Genomic DNA, 18,457 nt, shown 5'->3' with positions numbered 1-18,457 from the left:
CCTAATAATGTAGATATAATCTTAAAATAAGTCTAAATTAGATAATTTATCAGTTAATAAGATTCAGATTTAAAGAAGATTTCTTCTGAGTGTAAGAATCGCTTGATAAAACCACGAGGTAGACTTTCTATTTGAGAGGGATAGGCTGCGATCGCTCTTTTTTTCTTTTCTTGCACCGAAGTAATTGAAAGCCGATAAGCTGCTCTAATATCCTTTAACTTCAAGAGGATAAATAAAGGCGCTCTCCAAAACACCCAAATAGGATACTGTAATAGTTCTACTATAATTCCTGATTGGATGATTGCCTCCTGAACTAAATGATATGTAGCTTCATGATCTTTATGACAATCTTTACGATGGGGAACATAGACTTCTCCTGGTTGATAAAGTTTTATTAGTTCAGAAATCTGGTTAATTATCTGTTGTCTTTCCTCTGGATTCAAATCGGGTAAACTTCCGTCTAGCTTATCCAAAAAATGAATTTCTGAAGGCTTGACTCCCAAAATTTCTAATGCATTTAAGGATTCTTGTTTGCGAATATGAATAATTTTATTTTGAATATTTGGATCTGAACCATGAGAACCTCTGCCATCTGTCAAAAAGGTGACAACTACTGGTATTTCTTGTTCTCTTTTTCGTGCAATCATCCCACCACAACCGAAGGTTTCATCATCTTGATGGGGAGAAAACACCATTGCTGATTTTTGACTAAATTTTAGTGGCTGACTTCCCCAATTCAAAATCCATTGTGTAAGTAATTGGGAATGAATATATTGTATCTGATTGAGAAAATCATTAGGAATTAGTTTTTCCAATTTAATCAGACTAGTTTTATCCATTTTTTTGCTTAATTTATTATAATGTGTATTAATACTTATGAAATATTGATTAAAATTATAATTTCCCCTTGAGACTATTTTAAAAATCAGCAGCCAATAAGTATATGTTATTTATCATAATTAAATATGCTCTCCAATATTTATTGTTTTTGTAAATTTGCGCCATAAATATGAAGGAAAATTAGAAGTAACTTAAGAGCTATTTTCTACTTAAATATAGCAGATTGCTTTACATCCTCGATTGTATTCCATCTCACAAAAAAGCGCTATATAAACGTTAATATAACTTCTATAAATAATTTTTTTGGCGAAACTTGATATAGAATTGCTCGTTCCTTCCTTGTTCATTCTTCTGCGACTTGTGCGTAAGTTCTAAGATGGTTGAGTGTTTTTTTATTTGGAAGTCCCTAATGCCACGCTGTGCTATCAATGACAGTAGAGGCAGAGCCTCTGTGATAGCATTCCTAGTCAGAGACTAGGAACGAGATAAACTGAGCTTAAGTTGAAACTAATAAGCAATGCGCTTTAGCCCGATAATAGTCAATTTTTTGAGTGAATTTTTAGATTTTTTCCTCAAGTTTAAAAACGATAGATAATCACTTTTCCGTTCATATTTTCTTCTACAAACACTAAGTATTCACCATTAGACCGACGAAAAGCCCGGATACCGTGGGGAATATCAACCCAGCCACTTTCTCCACCAACTTCAGGGCCAGGACCGAATTTGTGTAAGAGTTTTCCTGTTGCAGCTTTATAGACATACACTTCTGCGGTTTTCACTGTCACTGCAAATACATAATCGCCGGCTACACTCATAGCTGCGGTAGAAATTTCTCGCTTCCCTGTAGAGTCATAGGGAACTACTGTTCGCCATTTGGGGGTACGATTTCCCTTACTCCAATTATCAAAGCGGGCAATTTCTGATCCGACAACTCCAGTATCATCACCAGAAGCTGGATGTTCTGCGGTGAAGCCTGACAAATACATAGTATCTGTTTCAGGAAAATACTCAATTCGCCGCAAATCTTTAAAGACGCTGGGAGTCTTCTGTTTTTGCATGGAATTATAAGTATAGATGGGGTTGCCTTTGCTATCTAATCCCTGTAAAGGATAATGGCGAATTCCATCTTCTGTTCGCAAGGTTTTCCAAACATCACCTTTGTTGTCAACCCACCAACCACCTATGTAGGGATAATCTTTGCTGCTGTCGTACTCTTTTTGATCAAATGCACCGTTTCCATTACTATCTCGCCAAATCCATTCCCCTTGGGTTGGTTGGTGGGGAGGCCAATTCCCGTTGATAGATTTACCTTGGTCATTGGTTCCTACAAATAACCCGGCAGGAATAGCAATTTTACCGTCTGTAGCGGGTTGAAAACGATAAATTTGCAGTAAGCTGCCAAACATATCTGTGAGGAATAAAAAAGGCTTTCCTTGAATACGACGGACAAAAGTACCATCTGGGGATGTGTGTAAACGAGGATCTTGAGGATATTTGAAAGGATTAACTGTGTAGGCTTTATAAGTCCACTGTTTACCAGCTGGTTTACTATAATCCAGTGAGTATTCTTCATGCTTGGTGAATACATTTACACCATCGCTTTTGGGGTCAGTGTCTGCATTATCTACAAATATCAAGCCTAGTAATTGCCATTGTTGTTTTCCAGTGGCTGAAAATTTTCTTAAATCTGTGCCTGATTTGTTAAACCCATTGTTGTTGATATAAATATTACCTGCGGTATCTGTACCAACGCCAGTAATTCCATAGAGTTTCAAGCTTTGTACTTCACCTGGAACACCGCCATAGATACCATTTTTATTGCCGAAAGTTCCTACTTGTGTAGGTTTGCCTTTAATTGTATAAATTAGTACTTGTTGCCGGAGGCTATTGTCTGCCACTAATAGTCTATCTTGTTTGTAAAGTGCGATCGCTGTGGGGTCAACAATATCTACAATTTGTTCAGGCAATTTTTTACCAGTTTGGGAATAATGCACAACCTTACCAGCAGTGCTACCTTTTTTATTTTGGATAATCCATAAATCTCCTTGTGAATCAATAGCTATTCCTCCCGGATTCGTAACCGCAAAGCTGCCCATTTTTTGCATTGTTTCAGTATTATAAATACCCACAATGTTATCAATGGCATTACTCACAAATAGCTTATTACCTACAATTGCTAAACCAGTGACTTCACTTTTCTCACTGGTAATTAACATACTTTTATCCCAGCCATTACCGCCAGAAAAAGGTACGGGTTTTCCTGCTAAATTATAGCGTCGCACACAGTACCAAGTTTTACCTTCTGGAGGATAACCTTCTTTTCCATTATTCATCCCACTCTGAGACATAGCAAGATAAATATACTTGCTATTGACTGTCACCGCTTTACCTCCAAGACGATTCCAGCCGTGAAGATCCTCTAGAAAACCGATAACTTTACCATCTTTATATATTCCTGCTTCTCCTCCTGCTTCATCCCAGTAACTATTAGTATAAATTTCACCATTTGCAGTTACATACATTGCCTCTACATTATTTTGTACTCGCAACTTTCCTTTGCCAATGGTGTTACCAAGCCAAGAAGTTGTATATGTAAATGTAGGGGTTTTAGTTGTTTCCTTCTGAGAAATTTGATTAGTAAAGTCAGGTACTGTAGAGATTTGATTAGTAAAATTAGGTGCTTTAGCCGTTTCCTTCTTAGAAATTTGATTAGTAAAGTTAGATGCTGTAATACTTTTTGTCGTAGCCTGATCCATTGTCATGCCTACGAATATCGCCATTAATACACAAGTTAAACAGAGTAAAATATTGAAGGCTATTTTTCTCTGCCAATATCTACTCTGAGTTGATTTTTTTATAAAGTGATTAAGTTTTTGATGGTTTTTTTTAAGGTGTGAAATTAATATTTTGATCATGGGATTACTATGATTGCATATCGGCAGCTATCATTACTTCGATATGAAGTGATGAATGTAGATGAAATTGTTATATTTAGTTTGAATTCACTAAATATTATCAAAAATGAAATTTAACCCAAGAAATTAAAACTAATAGTTAGGGTAATCATCTAGGAAACCAATAAATTATCTTGTTTACACAAAGTTGCTCAATAATTATGGTTATCCTATTCACAGGATATTGTATGAAGAGTCCATCTCTCAGAGGTTGTTTGAAAAGTTTTAGGTGGTGATTTTAGACACTTGCTGATCCCCTTAAAAAGGAGAAATAACCTGCTCAAAGTCCTCTTTTTTAAGGAAGATTTAGGAGGAACTAAATTTTTTAATACATCAGCGACTGCTTTTCAAACATCCTCTCAAAAAAATTGTTAACAATCTTAATCCTAGTAATTAGTCTTAAACTTGGCTTATGAATGTCTTTGTTGCACCTATTTACTTCATACTTTCTGCCTAAACAAGATAATTCATCTTAATTATGCTTAGGTATTGGCAGAACACTTGAATAACCTAACAAATAAATAGCATTGATCATATATTTTCATAGAAACTTTATCAAGACTATATATTTTTTTTACAGAATAGTTATATCTAAGTGGCAAATATTATTTTCGGCAAGTAAAATTTAATACAAATTAACTGCTAAATAAATTCGTTAGATAGAGGTTTTATTAATCAAAATTATCCTACACTGCCATCACAACTTGAGGGAAATAAAAATACTTTTAATTTTCTGGTTGACAGTCAAATAAAAATGGTTTATAAAAGAGTTTTCAATCTTTAAAAAGATACTTGCATGATTAAATTTATACCAAATCTATATACTTATTGTAGTATTTGTAAAAGTGTATAACTACTTTTCATAAAAAACTCTAAACAGAAATTTTACATATACTTTTTGACTTGCTGTATCTAAAAAAATTATTAATTTATTTAAAAATAACCTGATTTGTAATTTTTTAAAATGTAAAGAGGTTGAATTGGGTATGAAAGCGAACAGAAGTAAGCTCAATTCATTAGAGGAGATAATTAGGTGGAAAGTAACGAAAAAAACGTTGAGTCATCCTCTGCATCTATTCTAACCTTAGGAACAGGTTGGTTTCCTAAAAATCCAGGAGGATTAGAAAGATATATTTATGAACTAACTCATAAATTAGCTGTAAATCAAGACCGGATAGAATTATGTGGAGTTGGTCTACCAAACACAGTACAAAATACCCCAGTTAAATTGACTAATTTAGCATCTCCTGAGAGTCTAATTTGGCAGAGGTTATGGTCAATTCGTTCTAATTTTCAAAAAACAAGATTAGATAAACCTGATGCTATTAATCTGCATTTTGCATTATATAGCTTTCCAATTTTAGATCTTTTACCTAAAGAAGTACCAATCACTTTTAATTTTCATGGACCTTGGGCTTCGGAAAGTCAAGAAGAAGTAACAAATCAGAAACTTAGTATTTGGCTGAAGCAGCAGTTAATAGAAAAAAAGACTTATGATCGATGCGATCGCTTTATTGTTCTTAGCAAAGCATTTGGTCATATTTTACATCAAAAATATCAAATTCCTTGGGACAAAATCAATATTATTCCTGGTGGAGTAGATATTTATCATTTTCAAAATAATTTATCACGACAAGAGGCTAGAATACAACTCGGTTGGCCAAATAACAATCCCATATTATTTACATCTCGTCGCCTTGTTCATCGTATGGGAATTGACAAATTATTGCAAGCAGTAGCGGCAATTAAACCAAAAATTCCTGATATTTGGTTAGCAATAGCTGGACGTGGACATATTCAAACTTTATTACAAAAACAGACTCAAGAATTAGGTTTAGAAAATAATGTTAAATTTTTAGGTTTTTTGCCAGATGAACAGTTACCTATTGCTTATCAAGCTGCTGATTTAACTGTTATGCCTAGTCAATCTTTTGAAGGGTTTGGATTAGCAATTCTCGAATCTTTAGCCTGTGGTACTCCTGTTGTATGTACTCCTGTAGGGGGAATGCCAGAAATTTTACAACAATTTTCACCGGAATTAATTACTGATGATATTAGTACTAAAAGTATTGAAGAAAAATTAGAGCAGGTATTGTTAGAAAAAATCAATTTACCTTCTAGAGAACAATGTCGTCACTATACAACTACAAATTATGATTGGAATCATATTGCTCAAAAGGTGCGGCAAATTTTGTTAAATTAAATTTAGAATATGGCTGTAATTTTCATGGATATTATTTAGATATCTGTTAAAAAATGTAGGCACATTCTATATAAAATCTCCATAAGAATTTGAGATTATGCTTATTTAAATTCGATCACGGTCTTTTATAAAGAAATTAAAATCGGATTTTGGTATTTTTAGGAGTTCATATGAAAATTTTTTTCTTAGACCAAAGTGGTAAACCTGGTGGTGCAGAATTATGTTTATTAGATATTGCTAAATCTTATGCTGAAAGCTCACTTGTTGGTTTATTTGCAGATGGTGATTTTAGAAAGTTATTACAACAACATCAAATCCCCGTAGAAGTTTTAACAACTCAATCGCTTCAAGTTCATAAACAAAGCAGTTTATTACAAGCGATAGGTAGTTTAGGAAAGCTTATACCATTAATTAATAAAGTAGTTCAACGTGCTAGAGAATATGATTTAATTTATGCTAATACTCAAAAAGCCTTAGTTGTTGGTGCAGTAGCGAGTTTTTTAGCTCGTCGTCCCTTGGTTTATCATTTACATGATATTCTTTCCCCAGAACACTTTAGCCAAACTAACCTACGGGTTGCAGTTACTTTAGTAAACCAGTTTGCTTCATTAGTAATTGCTAATTCCCAAGCTAGTAAAATAGCATTTTTAGAAGCGGGAGGAAAACCAGATATTATTGAAGTTGTTTATAATGGGTTTTCAGCAACTGATTACCAAGTTCCTGAAACTGAAGTTAGAAACCTCAGGCAAGAATTAGGATTAGATGAAAAATTTATTATTGGACACTTTAGTCGGCTTTCTCCTTGGAAAGGACAGCATATTTTAATTAGCGCCCTAGCTAAATGTCCGCAAGATGTGATAGTTCTGTTAGTAGGTGATGCTTTATTTGGAGAACAGGAATATGTGCAAGAATTACACCAAAAAGTTACTGCATTGGGACTGGAAAACCAGGTTAAATTTTTAGGATTTCGCTCGGATATTCCCCAATTAATGACTATGTGTGATTTAGTAGCTCATACTTCGACTGCACCTGAACCTTTTGGAAGGGTTATTGTTGAAGCCATGCTGTGCGGTAAACCTGTCGTTGCTGCTAAAGCAGGGGGAGTAATGGAGTTAGTAAAAGATGGAATTAATGGTTTTTTAGTTACACCAAATAACCCCCAGGAATTAGCACAGGTGATTAATACTTGTATTAATGAAAATACAAAAACTGCGACTATTGCCAATTATGCTAGAATTCATGCTAGTGAGCGTTTTGATGTGACAACTATTAATCAACAAATTGAGAAACTACTGAAGTCAGTGCTGAGTTATGAGTAATACATTTAATTTATAAACTTTTATAAAAACTTCACGATAATTAATTGCATTACTAAACTTTCTAACAATTGCTGAATCCTGCTAAAAGCAATTATTATAAACACAATAAAAATATTACCAATTTTCATATATACTGAATATAGAGTTTAAAATATAACCTCAGCATTACGCCATGTAACGAAAAGATATGGCAAACGTAAATTACTATCTATTTCAGGTATATGTCTATTCGAGATCAGAAACTTTTGTATCACTTGACTTCCTTAGATAATCTTGAGTGTATCCTAGATTATGGGTTATTGGCACGGAATAAAATTGAAAACTTTGATGATGTAGCCGATTCGGATATTATTAATTTTAGACAGGATAATAATTTGACGCAGTATGTACCATTTCACTTTTTCGCAAACAATCCTTTTGACGGAAGGGTACAAAAAAATTTTCCTGATAAAGAATTTATTTACATTTGCATTCATAGGGAATTTGCTAAGAACAACAATTTTAAAATAATTCCTAAACACCCTAATGCTATGAAACCTTTAGTTCTGTATAACTATTTACAGGGGTATGAAAAGATAGAATGGGATATAATGGATAAAAGGGATTATTCAGATGTTAACTGTAAACATATCTGTATGGCAGAGTGTTTATCACAACATACAATTAACCATAATGACTTTAGCTGTATTTATGTTAGAAATGAGGATATAAAAAATTATATCGAAGGAATGTGTGATCATTATGAACTTTCCTATAATTTTTATATCAATTCAAATCCTAATATGTTTGTGAATTGATTGAATTATGTTCAAATTTACTGTTGGTGACATTTTAGAATCTAGTACAGAATGCTTGGTTAACACAGTTAACTGTGAAGGATACATGGGTAAAGGAATTGCCTATCAATTTAAATTAAGATTTCCAGAAAATAATAAAGATTATATTAAAGCTTGTAGAAATAAATCCCTTAGGATAGGGACAATACATTACTTTTGGGAAAAAGAAAAATTAATCATAAATTTTCCAACTAAGGATAAGTGGAGACAAAAATCTCAAATTGATTATATTCATCAAGGTCTTGTAGAATTAGTGAAATTAATACAATCATTAAATATAAAATCTATAGCTGTTCCACCGTTAGGTTGTGGCAATGGTGGTCTAAATTGGACTGATATTAGACCAATAGTAATTGATTATTTGACTCCTATTTCAGATTCAGTAGAAATATTAATTTATGAACCATCACAGTATTATGCTGCAAAGAGTATACAAGCACCAAAACTAAATACATCCCATTTAGTTTTGATGAATTTTAAATCAAAACTACCTAAATTTAATAAATTACGGTTGCAAAAAACAGGTTACTTTATGAATTTATTCTTAGGTAAAGCTTACTTCAACTTTTCCAAAAATAAATATGGTCCTTATGCTCATGCTATTGATATTCTCTGCAAGGATATTAAGGAATTTCAGGATTTTTATAATGTTAATACTGAGGAAGCTTTAAATTTAGCTAAAACTATGCTAATTAGTGAATCAGTAGAACAAAAACTTAACAGCTTCAATAAGGCTATTCATGAAGCTACAGTTTTTGTAAATGAAGTCATTCATGACGAAGACTTAGAACTGCTTTCAACAATTTGCTATTTGTTAGAATCTGAACGAGAATTAACAGTAGCAGGTGTTACGGAGCATATACAAGAATGGTCGCTACGCAAGGCTGACAAGTTTAATGAAAATAAAATTTTAGAAGCACTAAATTATTTACAAAAGAAACATATTATTCAAAGCAACTTATTAGGCTTATATAGCCTAGTAAAATGATGATTTTACGATTTCCAATATATTGGTGAAGGGGTTAGAAAATAAAAAATTTACAATATTGATTTTATTTTACCCCTTCTACTCTTTTGTTTATGCAGCTTCCCGTCGCTGCGAAGAAACATTTACCTCAGGAAAAGGTAGCGAAAGCTGTTCCGCTGGTGAAACTGTTGCTTCTTCTAACACTGTGACTTGAATGTTGACACTGACTAAATAATTACCTGTATCCGCACCCACTGCTTCAGCAATTAACTTGGCAATATCTGGACGTTTTGCGGTTAACGGATCACGTAAAATATATCTATCCCATTCATGCTTTGCAGTTGGATTAAGATTGAGAATGTAGTGTTTCATCATAAGATTAACCGTTAAATCCATCTTCTAGAAGGCTTTTAGAGGTAGGAGTTACGCAACTGGAATATTAGTAGGGTGCGTTCGATGTCGAAAATATGTTGATACTAACCACTTTATAGGTCTGGCCTATCCTACAAGAGACATTGTGTGTGACACTTGCGTAAGTCCTAAGAGAGTGGATGCGATAAGGATATTATAGTACATTAGTACTATTTTAGCAAGAGAGGAGAATAGCTTTTTGAGATTTTCCTCGTTTTGAGGAGTAAAAAGACGTATAACTTAGGAATTACTAAACTTTCTAGGTTTGATACTGCTTTTTTAAACTATCCGATTTCGATTTCTTGGATAGACGATTCTAGTAAGTACCTGGACAGAATTAATTACACAATGTCATTGCGAATGGAACGAAGTGGAATGACGCAATCGCAGGGGCTGGGATTGCTTCGCTTCGCTCGCAATGACTGTAAATATTTTTGTCCAATTACTTAAATGTCAAGATTCTAGTAAAAGTTGGGATAATGAAGATAGTCCTACGTTCTGAATAGAAATTTCTCAAGGTGATCCAAGCGGTGAAAAAAGTAGAAATTTCGATATAAATGAATATATAACCCTTTGTTTGTTTCACTTTGTCCCAACCTAACGCAGTGCGTAATCTGCAAGAAACTCATTTAAACCGCGCCCGTGCTAGTCTTAGACAAGCACTATCTTGGTATGGATATCTCCGCAAGTCTGGACAGCTATCATCTAAACCAGAATTGGCAAGTTTGGTAAAACCAGAAATAGAAGCTTTAACTGCTACACTCAACAAACTAGACACTAATGTAATTAGAATTGCGGCTTTTGGTTTGGTGAGTCGTGGGAAGTCTGCGGTTTTGAATTCTTTGCTAGAGGAAAAAATCCTTCAAACTGGCCCCCTCAATGGTGTAACTCAATGGCCTCGTTCTGTCCGGTGGAAACCGGGGGGAAAGGTTTTAGTTGAATTAATTGATACTCCTGGATTAGATGAAATTGAGGGGGAATCAAGGGCGCAAATGGCGCGAGATGTGGCACGTCAGGCTGATTTGATTTTGTTTGTTGTATCCGGTGATATTACTAGAATTGAGTATCAAGGGTTACTAGAATTACGCCAAGCTCAAAAACCCCTGATTTTGGTGTTTAATAAAATTGATTTATATCCAGAAATAGATAGAAAAGCTATTTACCAAAATTTACAGCAATTGGGGTCAGGAAATCTTCAAGCTAAACCTTTATTACCTGATGAAATTGTAATGGTAGCGGCTGAACCTGCACCGATGGAGGTGAGGGTAGAATATGCAGATGGGAGTGTGAGCTATGAATGGGAAACGCCACCACCGCAGGTTGAGGAACTTAAGCAAACCATACTCAATATACTAAATCGGGAAGGGCGATCGCTCTTAGCTTTAAATGCACTCCTGCAAGCACGGGACTCAGAAGCATCCATAGCTCAAAAAACCATTGATTTACGCCAAAAAGAGGCAGAAGATATCATTTGGAAATTTAGCAAATATAAAGCTCTTGCGATCGCTTTAAATCCCATTCCTGTTTTAGATGTTATTGGTGGGGCAATTACCGATTTAGCTTTAATTCGTTCTTTAGCCAGATTCTACGGTTTACCAATGACTAGCTATGAAGCTACTAACCTATTAAAAACCATTTTATTCAGTTCTGGCGGTTTATTGTTAGGAGAAATAGGCAGTAGTTTAATGTTAGGTTTAGGTAATAGTACTGCTGTTCTAGCCAGTGGTGATAATCCTCTGAATATTACTACTTTTGCCGGTGGTGCATTAGCGAAGCTCACCGGAGGTGTTGCTCAAGCTGGTATTGCCGCCTATGGTTCTTATACTATTGGTAAAGCGGCACAGGTATATCTAGAAAAAGGCTGTACCTGGGGACAGTTAGGTGCTAGTACCGTTATTCAAGAGATTTTATCCCAAGTTGATAAAAATACAATTTTGTATCGGCTGCGAGCAGAATTAGAAGGAAAATTCGGAGAATTTTGAAAAATTGATATGAAGTTGCATAGAATAAGATATCAAGAATAATTGACCGCAGATAAACGCAGATAATTCAATTGATGTCATTATTCTGTGCAGCCTCACATAAAATTGGTATTAATTAAATTGCAATTTAAAACAAATAAAAACTTAATAAAATCTTCCACCAATAAAATAGTTATCTCTATGTTTTCGTTACACAAACAGTATAGAGATTAACTAAAAAGTATTTTTTGAATTGTTACCTTTGATCAGAGTTCAACAAAGTCTAAAAATTACTAAGATGCTGAAACCATCTTATTTTGTAGAGCTTATCTAAACGGAAAGTGTGAGCTTCCTGATACCAAAGGCAGCTATCAGTCAATATTTATCTCAACAGGTGAAAGTATCATGACATCTTTAGATGGAGTTCAAGCTGCTATTAACTCCGATAAAAATAGCACTCAAACAATTGAACACGCGATTCTCGAAGCAATTGTTGAAGCTCGTGCAACCTGTGAGGAAAATGGAAATAATTCTCCTAATTGTGCAGTAGCTTGGGATATTGTCGAAGAATTGCAAGCCGAAAAAGCACATCAAAAACAGGCACAACATCACAAAACTTCTCTAGAAAGCTATTGTGAGATGTATCCAGATGCTTTGGAGTGCCTTATCTACGACTTATAAATTTGTAGAAGTAGGTTAGTCAGGACTTACGCAAGTGTCACATTTAATATCTTCTGCCTGTGCGTCAGATATGGTAAATCTATTGATAATAACCAATTTATAGGTCTGACGCATCCTACAAAGCAAGCCAGTTGCGTAAGTCCTGTTAGTTTCTCTGAGGCTTCATTTGCCATACTCACCACTTTGCTTTAACTCCTCTACCCAATACATCAAATTTTATTGATTAATATTTGTATATGGTGTTATCCTATTGATTAACATATCAATTTTTTTTGAACTGATAGATACATACTTTCCATATCAGCAATAGAGATGGTATTGATTCATATCATATTCCCCTCCACAAAACAGCGGGGAGGGGGTTATTTTACATCACTCAATTGACAAAAACTATCTATAGTTTTTACCAATTATAAATTACATCTGTTGATTATTAGGAGATATTTATGAATGTAAATCATGGAGAAAATATAACTCCAGTTAAAGCTCAAAGCAATCTCAGCTTTTTTGAAAAATATCTCACTGTTTGGGTATTTATCTGCATTTTAGTAGGAATTGCATTGGGGAAATTATTTCCAGGAATTGCTGTTACACTAGACGCTATTAGTATTTATCAAGTCTCAATTCCCATTGCTATATGTCTATTTTTCATGATGTACCCCATCATGGTAAAAATCGACTTTACCCAAGCTGCAAATGCACTCCGCACCCCAAAACCTGTAATTCTGACTTTAGTAATAAATTGGTTGATTAAACCATTCACAATGGTAGTATTTGCCCAATTCTTTTTAGGTTGGTTATTTAAACCATTGATTACAGGTACAGAATTAATTCGTGGTAATGAAGTTAGTTTAGCCAATTCTTACATCGCTGGGGCAATTTTATTAGGAATTGCTCCCTGTACAGCAATGGTTTTAATGTGGGGATATCTTGCCTATGGAAATCAAGGACATACCTTGGTAATGGTGGCAGTTAATTCTCTAGCCATGCTGTTTTTATATGCACCATTAGGTAGGTGGTTACTAGCAGCAAATGATTTAACAGTTCCCTGGCAAACAATAGTTTTATCAGTATTAATATATGTTGGGTTGCCATTAGTAGCAGGGATGTATAGCCGCTACTGGATTTTTAAATATAAAGGTAGAGAATGGTTTGAAAGAGAATTTCTGAAATATCTTTCTCCCATTGCTATTAGTGCTTTATTGATTACTTTAGTTTTGCTATTTGCCTTTAAGGGTGAATTAATTATTAACAATCCCTTGCACATTTTATTAATTGCTGTTCCCTTGTTTATTCAAACTAATTTCATTTTCTTGATTAGTTATGTAGCAGCATTAAAATTGAATATATCTTATGAGGATGCAGCTCCTGCGGCTTTAATTGGTGCTAGTAATCATTTTGAAGTTGCTATTGCCACAGCAGTAATGTTATTTGGTTTAAATTCTGGTGCTGCATTAGCAACAGTCGTAGGAGTTTTAATTGAAGTTCCAGTAATGTTAATGCTGGTTGAATTTTGTAAGCGCACAGCAGCATGGTTTCCGCGAGAACCTCACAAGGCAACTTTGTTAGATCCCCGCTGTATTCATCCTTCCTAGAAATTAAGTTTGCTAAGGTAGAGCCAAAGCACTTTGTAAAGCTTTAATTCTCTCAGGTACAATTCGATAATAAATCCAAGTACCACGTCGTTCTTTCTGGAGCAAACCAGCTTCATACAATACTTTCAGATGATGACTAACAGTAGGTTGTGATAGTCCTAAAGGCTCTGTTAGCTCGCAAACACAGGCTTCACCTGTTGCTTGATTGGCAATAAGACTTAACAATTGCAACCGAGCAGGTTCTCCTAAGACTCGAAATATAGCTGCTATTTGGGCAGTTTCATCAGGCTTGATAAAGCTGGAAAGCAGCGGTGTACAACAATTGGAAATATTTTTAGGAAAATTCATATTTTTATATTGACATCCATCTATATGTTCTGGCAATATATTGATAAAGGTAAATATTGATAAGTATCAATATTATATAATTCCTACAAGGAGCAAAATTTATGTCAGTTCTAAAAACTCATGTCGCATTGAATGTCACTAACATTGAGAAATCCGTAACATTTTATCAAGCAATGTTTGGTGTAGAACCTGTGAAATATAAGACTGACTATGCTAAGTTTGATATTCCCAACCCAGCTTTAAACCTGACACTGAATCTAACTTCTAGCGTACAGACTGGGGGAGCATTATCTCATTTAGGTGTACAGGTTGAAAGTACACAAGAAGTACAAGCTTCTATAAAAAGGTTTGCAGAAGCTGGACTAGCATTGTTTACAGAGGAAAATACAGAATGTTGCTATGCTTTACAAGATAAGGTGTGGGTGACAGATCCTGATGGAAATCGCTGGGAAGTATTTGTGGTGAAGGTGGCAGATACAAAACCAGAAGAGAATGTGGGTGCTACTATAGATTCTGAACAGGTAGTACAACCTTTGAAAAAACCTTGTTGTGCATGATATGGGAAGGGTGGGCAATGTCCCACCATGAATTCATGAATTTTTATTCACATAGCTTAGATTTAATTGTGCAATTTATTAATAATTAATAATGTCATGAAAAAAGTAATGTTTATCTGTAAACATAATTCTCGTCGTTCCCAAATGGCAGAGGGTTTTGCTAAAACTTTAGGAGCAGGAAAAATCGCTGTTTCTAGTTCTGGTTTAGCGTCTAGTGAATTAGATCCCATCACTGTGCAAGTTATGGCAGAAATAGGGATTGATATTAGTCATCAAACTTCTAAAACTTTCAGTGATTTTAACCCTGAAGATTTTGATGTGGTGATTTCTTTATGCGGTTGTGGTGTGAACTTACCAGAAGCTTGGGTTTTAAGAGATGTGTTTGCAGATTGGCAACTTGATGATCCTCAAGGTCAGGATATTCACACCTTTCTTCGTGTGCGAGATCAGGTGAAGGAAAGAGTTATACAGTTAATTGCATCTCTGGGTTAAATATTGGGAATCTGATTTAAAGTTTGAAGGTTTAATAAAATAGTTTATTACCATCGGGAGAAAATTTAAACCTTGTCTTTTCTCTAACTAATTTTAAACCTGCATCAAGTAATGGAAGGTATTCTAATTTTTCTAACGGGTTAAAACTTTCTTCAAAAGAATGTCTTGATGTCATAGTGAAACCACTCCTTAAACTAAATTTTTTAATTTTCTGAAGTAAACTCTTGGTAAGAGAAATAAGTTTAAGAGTATGATCATACAGTATGTCTTTACCGAATCAAGGGGTTAGAAAAAATTAAATTAAAAGTATAAGCCCTGCGATCAAAAGCAGGGCTGGACAAAAATTTGATTGGGAGAAGTTACATTTCAGTTGCGTAATGTTCTTGTTGTCTTTCCACAAAAGTTTGGACACGATTGCGGTAGTTTCTCAGATTTTCATCTACCCAATCGCGATCGCTACTATTGGCAAATAAATGTACCATTGGTTCACTAGCATCAGGCAAAACCAACACCCAACTATCATCATAGGGTTGACAAATTTTGACCCCATCAATTAATTCCAGATTTTGGGCTGGGTGAGTTTCCACCAAATAACGCATTAATGCCCCCTTTGCAGTCCAAGGACAACGGATGGTATAGTTCTTGTGAATGACTCGTGGCAGTTCGGCGCGAACAGATGCAAGCGATCGCTCTTGAATAGTTAACATCTCAATCAACTTGGCAATACAGAACATCGAATCAAACCCCGGATGAAGATGGGGGAAAATAAAACCAGTTTCACCACTTCCACCCAAAACCACATTCGGATTTTTCTGAGAAGCCTCCATTAACGCCGTCGGATTTGCTTTCGTGCGAATTACCTTACCATCATGACGACGCGCAACTTGTTCCACAGCACTAGAAGCATGAACCGGTACAACTACCGAACTTCTCGGATTAGATGTTAACATCATATCCACCATCAACGCCGTCAAAATTTCCCCCCGAATCGGATAACCAGACTCATCAACTAAAATCAGTTGTTCCCCATTAGCTGATACCTGCACCCCAAAATTAGCTTTTAGTGCTTCCACCACATGACCCAATTGAGTCAGTAGTCCTTCCCGGTTAGTGGTAGTCATTGAAGCTTTATTCAAACTCGCATTCAGCACCACCGCATCAGCACCAAATTTATCTAACATTTGGGGTAAAACTGCCCCAGACACAGCATAAACATAGTCAATTACCACCTTAGCTCTACTATTGCTGAGGGTGGAAACATTCAATAGCTTCTCAAAAGCAGTACAATAACGGTCAATTACTTGGCTAGGATAGGCGACATCACCAATTTCATGACTTTGCGCTCTCCGCATATCTTCCTTAAAATAAGCGCCCTCAATCTTTTTTTCCTGTGCTTTAGTAATATTAATTCCCTTATTATCCATGAATTCAATTAGGATATAATCAGGACGATCTGGATGTATTCGCACATGAATACCCCCAGCAACTCCCATTGTGGGGATAACAGTTCGGGTAATGGGAATAGCTGTAGAATCGAGGTTTTGAATATCCACACCTACCGACATCAAACCAGCAATTAAAGAACGAGTCACCATGCGTGAGACATTGCGCTGGTCACGGGAAACTGTGACTTTAGAACCTGGTTTTAAAGTCGAACCATAAGCAGCACCTAATTTCACCGCAAATTCTGGAGAAATGTCGATATTAGCTAAACCTTGAACACCCCTTTGACCAAATAAATTCCGTTGGGCAGTATTTCCCCAAATTAGATTAATATTTAAAACTGCACCAGATTCAATCTTTTTACTCGGCCAAACTCGCACCCCAGGACTAATTTGCGCTTCTTCTCCCACCGTAGAAAGGGAACCAACTACAGCAGCTTCTAATACATGAGCGCGTCTATCTACACGAGTTCCACGGGAAATTACACAAGCCGATAGTTGGGCTTCATCACCAATAATTGCCCCATTCCAAACTATGGGACGCTTCAAATTAGCATCAGCGCCAATAGTGACATTATCACCAATCACAGTCCCATCTTCAATTTGTACTCTCGCCCCAATGCGGCAATTATCGCCAATTACAGCCGGAGTTTCAATTCTAGCTGTCGGATCAATGTAAGTGTTTTGACCCACCCACACACCAGTAGAAGTTTCTGTATAGGGAAAATCTAGTTTTACCTTCCTAGCTAAAGCATCATATTGAGCTTCACGATATGCATCTAAATGACCCACATCACACCAGTAACCTTGGGCTACATAACCGTAAATTGGCTCATTTTTGGCTAGGAGTAAGGGGAATAAGTCTTTGGAAAAATCAGATTCAGTGTTTTCTGGTAAATAGTCTAAAACTTCGGGTTCTAAAATATAAGTACCAGTATTGACAGTATCGGAAAAAATTTCGCTAGTGGAAGGTTTTTCTAAAAATCGCTGTATTCGTCCCTCTTCGTCAGTAATGACGACCCCAAATTCAATGGGGTTGGGAACACGGGTTAAAATTAAAGTTGCTTTTGACTGTTTTTGTTTATGAAATGCGATCGCAGCACTCAAGTCAAAATCTGTGATACTATCTCCGCTAATTACTAAAAAAGTCTCATCCAGAAGTTCAGCAATATTCTTGACACACCCTGCTGTTCCTAAAGGTTGATCCTCTTCAATAGCGTAGGTCATCTGCACGCCAAAATCGCTGCCATCTTGGAAATAATCTCGGAGAACATCAGGTAAATAATGTAATGTGGCAATTACTTCCGTGATGTGATGTCGTTTGAGAAGATTAATGATATGTTCAGCAATTGGTCGATTTAATATAGGAACCATCGGTTTCGGTAGATCGCAAGTTAAGGGACGTAACCTTGTCCCCGAACCCCCCGCCATTAGTACTGCACGCATAAATCCTCCTCTTTGCAACCTAGGCTGCATCAAAATCCGTTATAAAACTTGGTTCTTCTTTATTTAGTCTCCTCTATATATTGATTTTTGAGGAACTTCCATAAGAGACATCTGCAACTAACCCAAGTTACTAGTCATCTAGTTTAGGCTGGTAATAGGGAAAAAGTAATTGATAATTGGTTAAATTCCTGATTAAACTCTGTTTTCTTGCTGTCATATCATGTTCGCCTAATCACTTACGATAAAATATATGTGTCATAGTGAGCGGAACGTAGTGCAGCGTATCCCTAACGGGAGCCGTAGGCTCTAGTATCTCGGAGATTCTTCACTTCGTATGGCTATAGCTTGCGTGACGACGTAGGAGTCATACGCCACGCTGCGCTATCAGAATGACAAGCATTTTAC

Annotated in this window: 15 protein-coding genes; 9 read left to right on the top strand and 6 right to left on the bottom strand. The window is 35.6% G+C overall.

Features of this window, described 5'->3' with window-relative positions; translation table 11 throughout:
• Positions 1-53 precede the first annotated feature (53 nt).
• The gene (locus ACSQ6I_RS19480; protein ID WP_438891948.1) at positions 54-839 is read right to left on the bottom strand and encodes a PIG-L deacetylase family protein; all 786 of its coding nucleotides are present in this window, start codon (positions 837-839) and stop codon (positions 54-56) included.
• Between the two features lie 579 nt (positions 840-1,418).
• Positions 1,419-3,755 (bottom strand): hypothetical protein, encoded by a 2,337-nt coding sequence (locus tag ACSQ6I_RS19475; RefSeq protein ID WP_438891947.1) that lies wholly within the window; start codon positions 3,753-3,755, stop codon positions 1,419-1,421.
• A gap of 1,072 nt (positions 3,756-4,827) precedes the next feature.
• Here ACSQ6I_RS19475 and ACSQ6I_RS19470 point away from each other — a divergent pair.
• The 4 genes from ACSQ6I_RS19470 to darG all read left to right on the top strand — a co-directional run bounded on the left by ACSQ6I_RS19470 (position 4,828) and on the right by darG (position 9,140).
• The gene (locus tag ACSQ6I_RS19470; RefSeq protein WP_438891946.1) at positions 4,828-5,997 is read left to right on the top strand and encodes a glycosyltransferase family 4 protein; all 1,170 of its coding nucleotides are present in this window, start codon (positions 4,828-4,830) and stop codon (positions 5,995-5,997) included.
• A gap of 170 nt (positions 5,998-6,167) precedes the next feature.
• Complete coding sequence (locus ACSQ6I_RS19465; RefSeq protein WP_438891945.1) at positions 6,168-7,316, top strand: glycosyltransferase family 4 protein; 1,149 nt, start codon at positions 6,168-6,170, stop codon at positions 7,314-7,316.
• A gap of 221 nt (positions 7,317-7,537) precedes the next feature.
• Positions 7,538-8,113: a DarT ssDNA thymidine ADP-ribosyltransferase family protein gene (locus tag ACSQ6I_RS19460; RefSeq protein ID WP_438891944.1), complete on the top strand. Its 576-nt coding sequence runs from the start codon at positions 7,538-7,540 to the stop codon at positions 8,111-8,113.
• A gap of 7 nt (positions 8,114-8,120) precedes the next feature.
• Complete coding sequence (gene darG, locus ACSQ6I_RS19455; protein ID WP_438891943.1) at positions 8,121-9,140, top strand: type II toxin-antitoxin system antitoxin DNA ADP-ribosyl glycohydrolase DarG; 1,020 nt, start codon at positions 8,121-8,123, stop codon at positions 9,138-9,140.
• 90 nt (positions 9,141-9,230) lie between these two features.
• On the opposite strand, the gene ACSQ6I_RS19450 is transcribed toward darG, so the two are convergent.
• On the bottom strand, positions 9,231-9,494 hold the full coding sequence (locus ACSQ6I_RS19450) for a hypothetical protein (protein WP_438891942.1): 264 nt from the start codon (positions 9,492-9,494) through the stop codon (positions 9,231-9,233).
• A gap of 623 nt (positions 9,495-10,117) precedes the next feature.
• Between ACSQ6I_RS19450 and ACSQ6I_RS19445 the strand changes: the two genes are divergently transcribed.
• From ACSQ6I_RS19445 to arsB, 3 genes are all read left to right on the top strand, one after another.
• Positions 10,118-11,512 (top strand): GTP-binding protein, encoded by a 1,395-nt coding sequence (locus tag ACSQ6I_RS19445; RefSeq protein WP_438891941.1) that lies wholly within the window; start codon positions 10,118-10,120, stop codon positions 11,510-11,512.
• A gap of 384 nt (positions 11,513-11,896) precedes the next feature.
• Entirely contained in the window at positions 11,897-12,172 is a 276-nt protein-coding gene (locus ACSQ6I_RS19440; RefSeq protein ID WP_438891940.1) for a Calvin cycle protein CP12, read from the top strand.
• A 446-nt stretch (positions 12,173-12,618) separates the two neighbouring features.
• A complete protein-coding gene (gene arsB / locus ACSQ6I_RS19435) occupies positions 12,619-13,767 on the top strand; it encodes an ACR3 family arsenite efflux transporter (protein WP_438891939.1) in 1,149 nt (382 codons plus the stop codon).
• A gap of 12 nt (positions 13,768-13,779) precedes the next feature.
• Here arsB and ACSQ6I_RS19430 read toward each other — a convergent pair whose 3' ends face one another.
• Complete coding sequence (locus ACSQ6I_RS19430; RefSeq protein WP_438891938.1) at positions 13,780-14,115, bottom strand: ArsR/SmtB family transcription factor; 336 nt, start codon at positions 14,113-14,115, stop codon at positions 13,780-13,782.
• A 101-nt stretch (positions 14,116-14,216) separates the two neighbouring features.
• Here ACSQ6I_RS19430 and ACSQ6I_RS19425 point away from each other — a divergent pair, with 101 nt between their 5' ends.
• Both ACSQ6I_RS19425 and arsC read left to right on the top strand, forming a co-directional pair.
• On the top strand, positions 14,217-14,672 hold the full coding sequence (locus ACSQ6I_RS19425) for an ArsI/CadI family heavy metal resistance metalloenzyme (protein WP_438891937.1): 456 nt from the start codon (positions 14,217-14,219) through the stop codon (positions 14,670-14,672).
• A gap of 96 nt (positions 14,673-14,768) precedes the next feature.
• Complete coding sequence (gene arsC / locus ACSQ6I_RS19420) at positions 14,769-15,164, top strand: arsenate reductase, glutathione/glutaredoxin type (protein ID WP_438891936.1); 396 nt, start codon at positions 14,769-14,771, stop codon at positions 15,162-15,164.
• A 31-nt stretch (positions 15,165-15,195) separates the two neighbouring features.
• Here arsC and ACSQ6I_RS19415 read toward each other — a convergent pair whose 3' ends face one another.
• Together ACSQ6I_RS19415 and ACSQ6I_RS19410 are read right to left on the bottom strand one after the other, a co-directional pair.
• Complete coding sequence (locus ACSQ6I_RS19415; protein ID WP_438891935.1) at positions 15,196-15,339, bottom strand: hypothetical protein; 144 nt, start codon at positions 15,337-15,339, stop codon at positions 15,196-15,198.
• Between the two features lie 184 nt (positions 15,340-15,523).
• Positions 15,524-18,052 (bottom strand): sugar phosphate nucleotidyltransferase, encoded by a 2,529-nt coding sequence (locus tag ACSQ6I_RS19410; RefSeq protein WP_438891934.1) that lies wholly within the window; start codon positions 18,050-18,052, stop codon positions 15,524-15,526.
• Positions 18,053-18,457: the final 405 nt, after the last annotated feature.

The sequence above is a fragment of the Anabaena sp. WFMT genome, from assembly GCF_051781005.1.
In the GTDB taxonomy this organism is placed as follows: Bacteria; Cyanobacteriota; Cyanobacteriia; order Cyanobacteriales; family Nostocaceae; genus Anabaena.
This window is presented reverse-complemented; position numbering and strand designations above follow the sequence as displayed.

Bases quoted from the DNA above. Each gene is read 5' to 3' on its own strand.
- arsC (WP_438891936.1), top strand. From the start codon at position 14,769: ATGAAAAAAGTAATGTTTATCTGTAAACATAATTCTCGTCGTTCCCAA.
- ACSQ6I_RS19430 (WP_438891938.1), bottom strand. From the start codon at position 14,115: ATGAATTTTCCTAAAAATATTTCCAATTGTTGTACACCGCTGCTTTCC.
- darG (WP_438891943.1), top strand. From the start codon at position 8,121: ATGTTCAAATTTACTGTTGGTGACATTTTAGAATCTAGTACAGAATGC.
- ACSQ6I_RS19450 (WP_438891942.1), bottom strand. From the start codon at position 9,494: ATGATGAAACACTACATTCTCAATCTTAATCCAACTGCAAAGCATGAA.
- ACSQ6I_RS19410 (WP_438891934.1), bottom strand. From the start codon at position 18,052: ATGCGTGCAGTACTAATGGCGGGGGGTTCGGGGACAAGGTTACGTCCC.
- ACSQ6I_RS19460 (WP_438891944.1), top strand. From the start codon at position 7,538: ATGTCTATTCGAGATCAGAAACTTTTGTATCACTTGACTTCCTTAGAT.
- ACSQ6I_RS19425 (WP_438891937.1), top strand. From the start codon at position 14,217: ATGTCAGTTCTAAAAACTCATGTCGCATTGAATGTCACTAACATTGAG.
- ACSQ6I_RS19480 (WP_438891948.1), bottom strand. From the start codon at position 839: ATGGATAAAACTAGTCTGATTAAATTGGAAAAACTAATTCCTAATGAT.
- ACSQ6I_RS19465 (WP_438891945.1), top strand. From the start codon at position 6,168: ATGAAAATTTTTTTCTTAGACCAAAGTGGTAAACCTGGTGGTGCAGAA.
- arsB (WP_438891939.1), top strand. From the start codon at position 12,619: ATGAATGTAAATCATGGAGAAAATATAACTCCAGTTAAAGCTCAAAGC.
- ACSQ6I_RS19440 (WP_438891940.1), top strand. From the start codon at position 11,897: ATGACATCTTTAGATGGAGTTCAAGCTGCTATTAACTCCGATAAAAAT.
- ACSQ6I_RS19415 (WP_438891935.1), bottom strand. From the start codon at position 15,339: ATGACATCAAGACATTCTTTTGAAGAAAGTTTTAACCCGTTAGAAAAA.
- ACSQ6I_RS19475 (WP_438891947.1), bottom strand. From the start codon at position 3,755: ATGATCAAAATATTAATTTCACACCTTAAAAAAAACCATCAAAAACTT.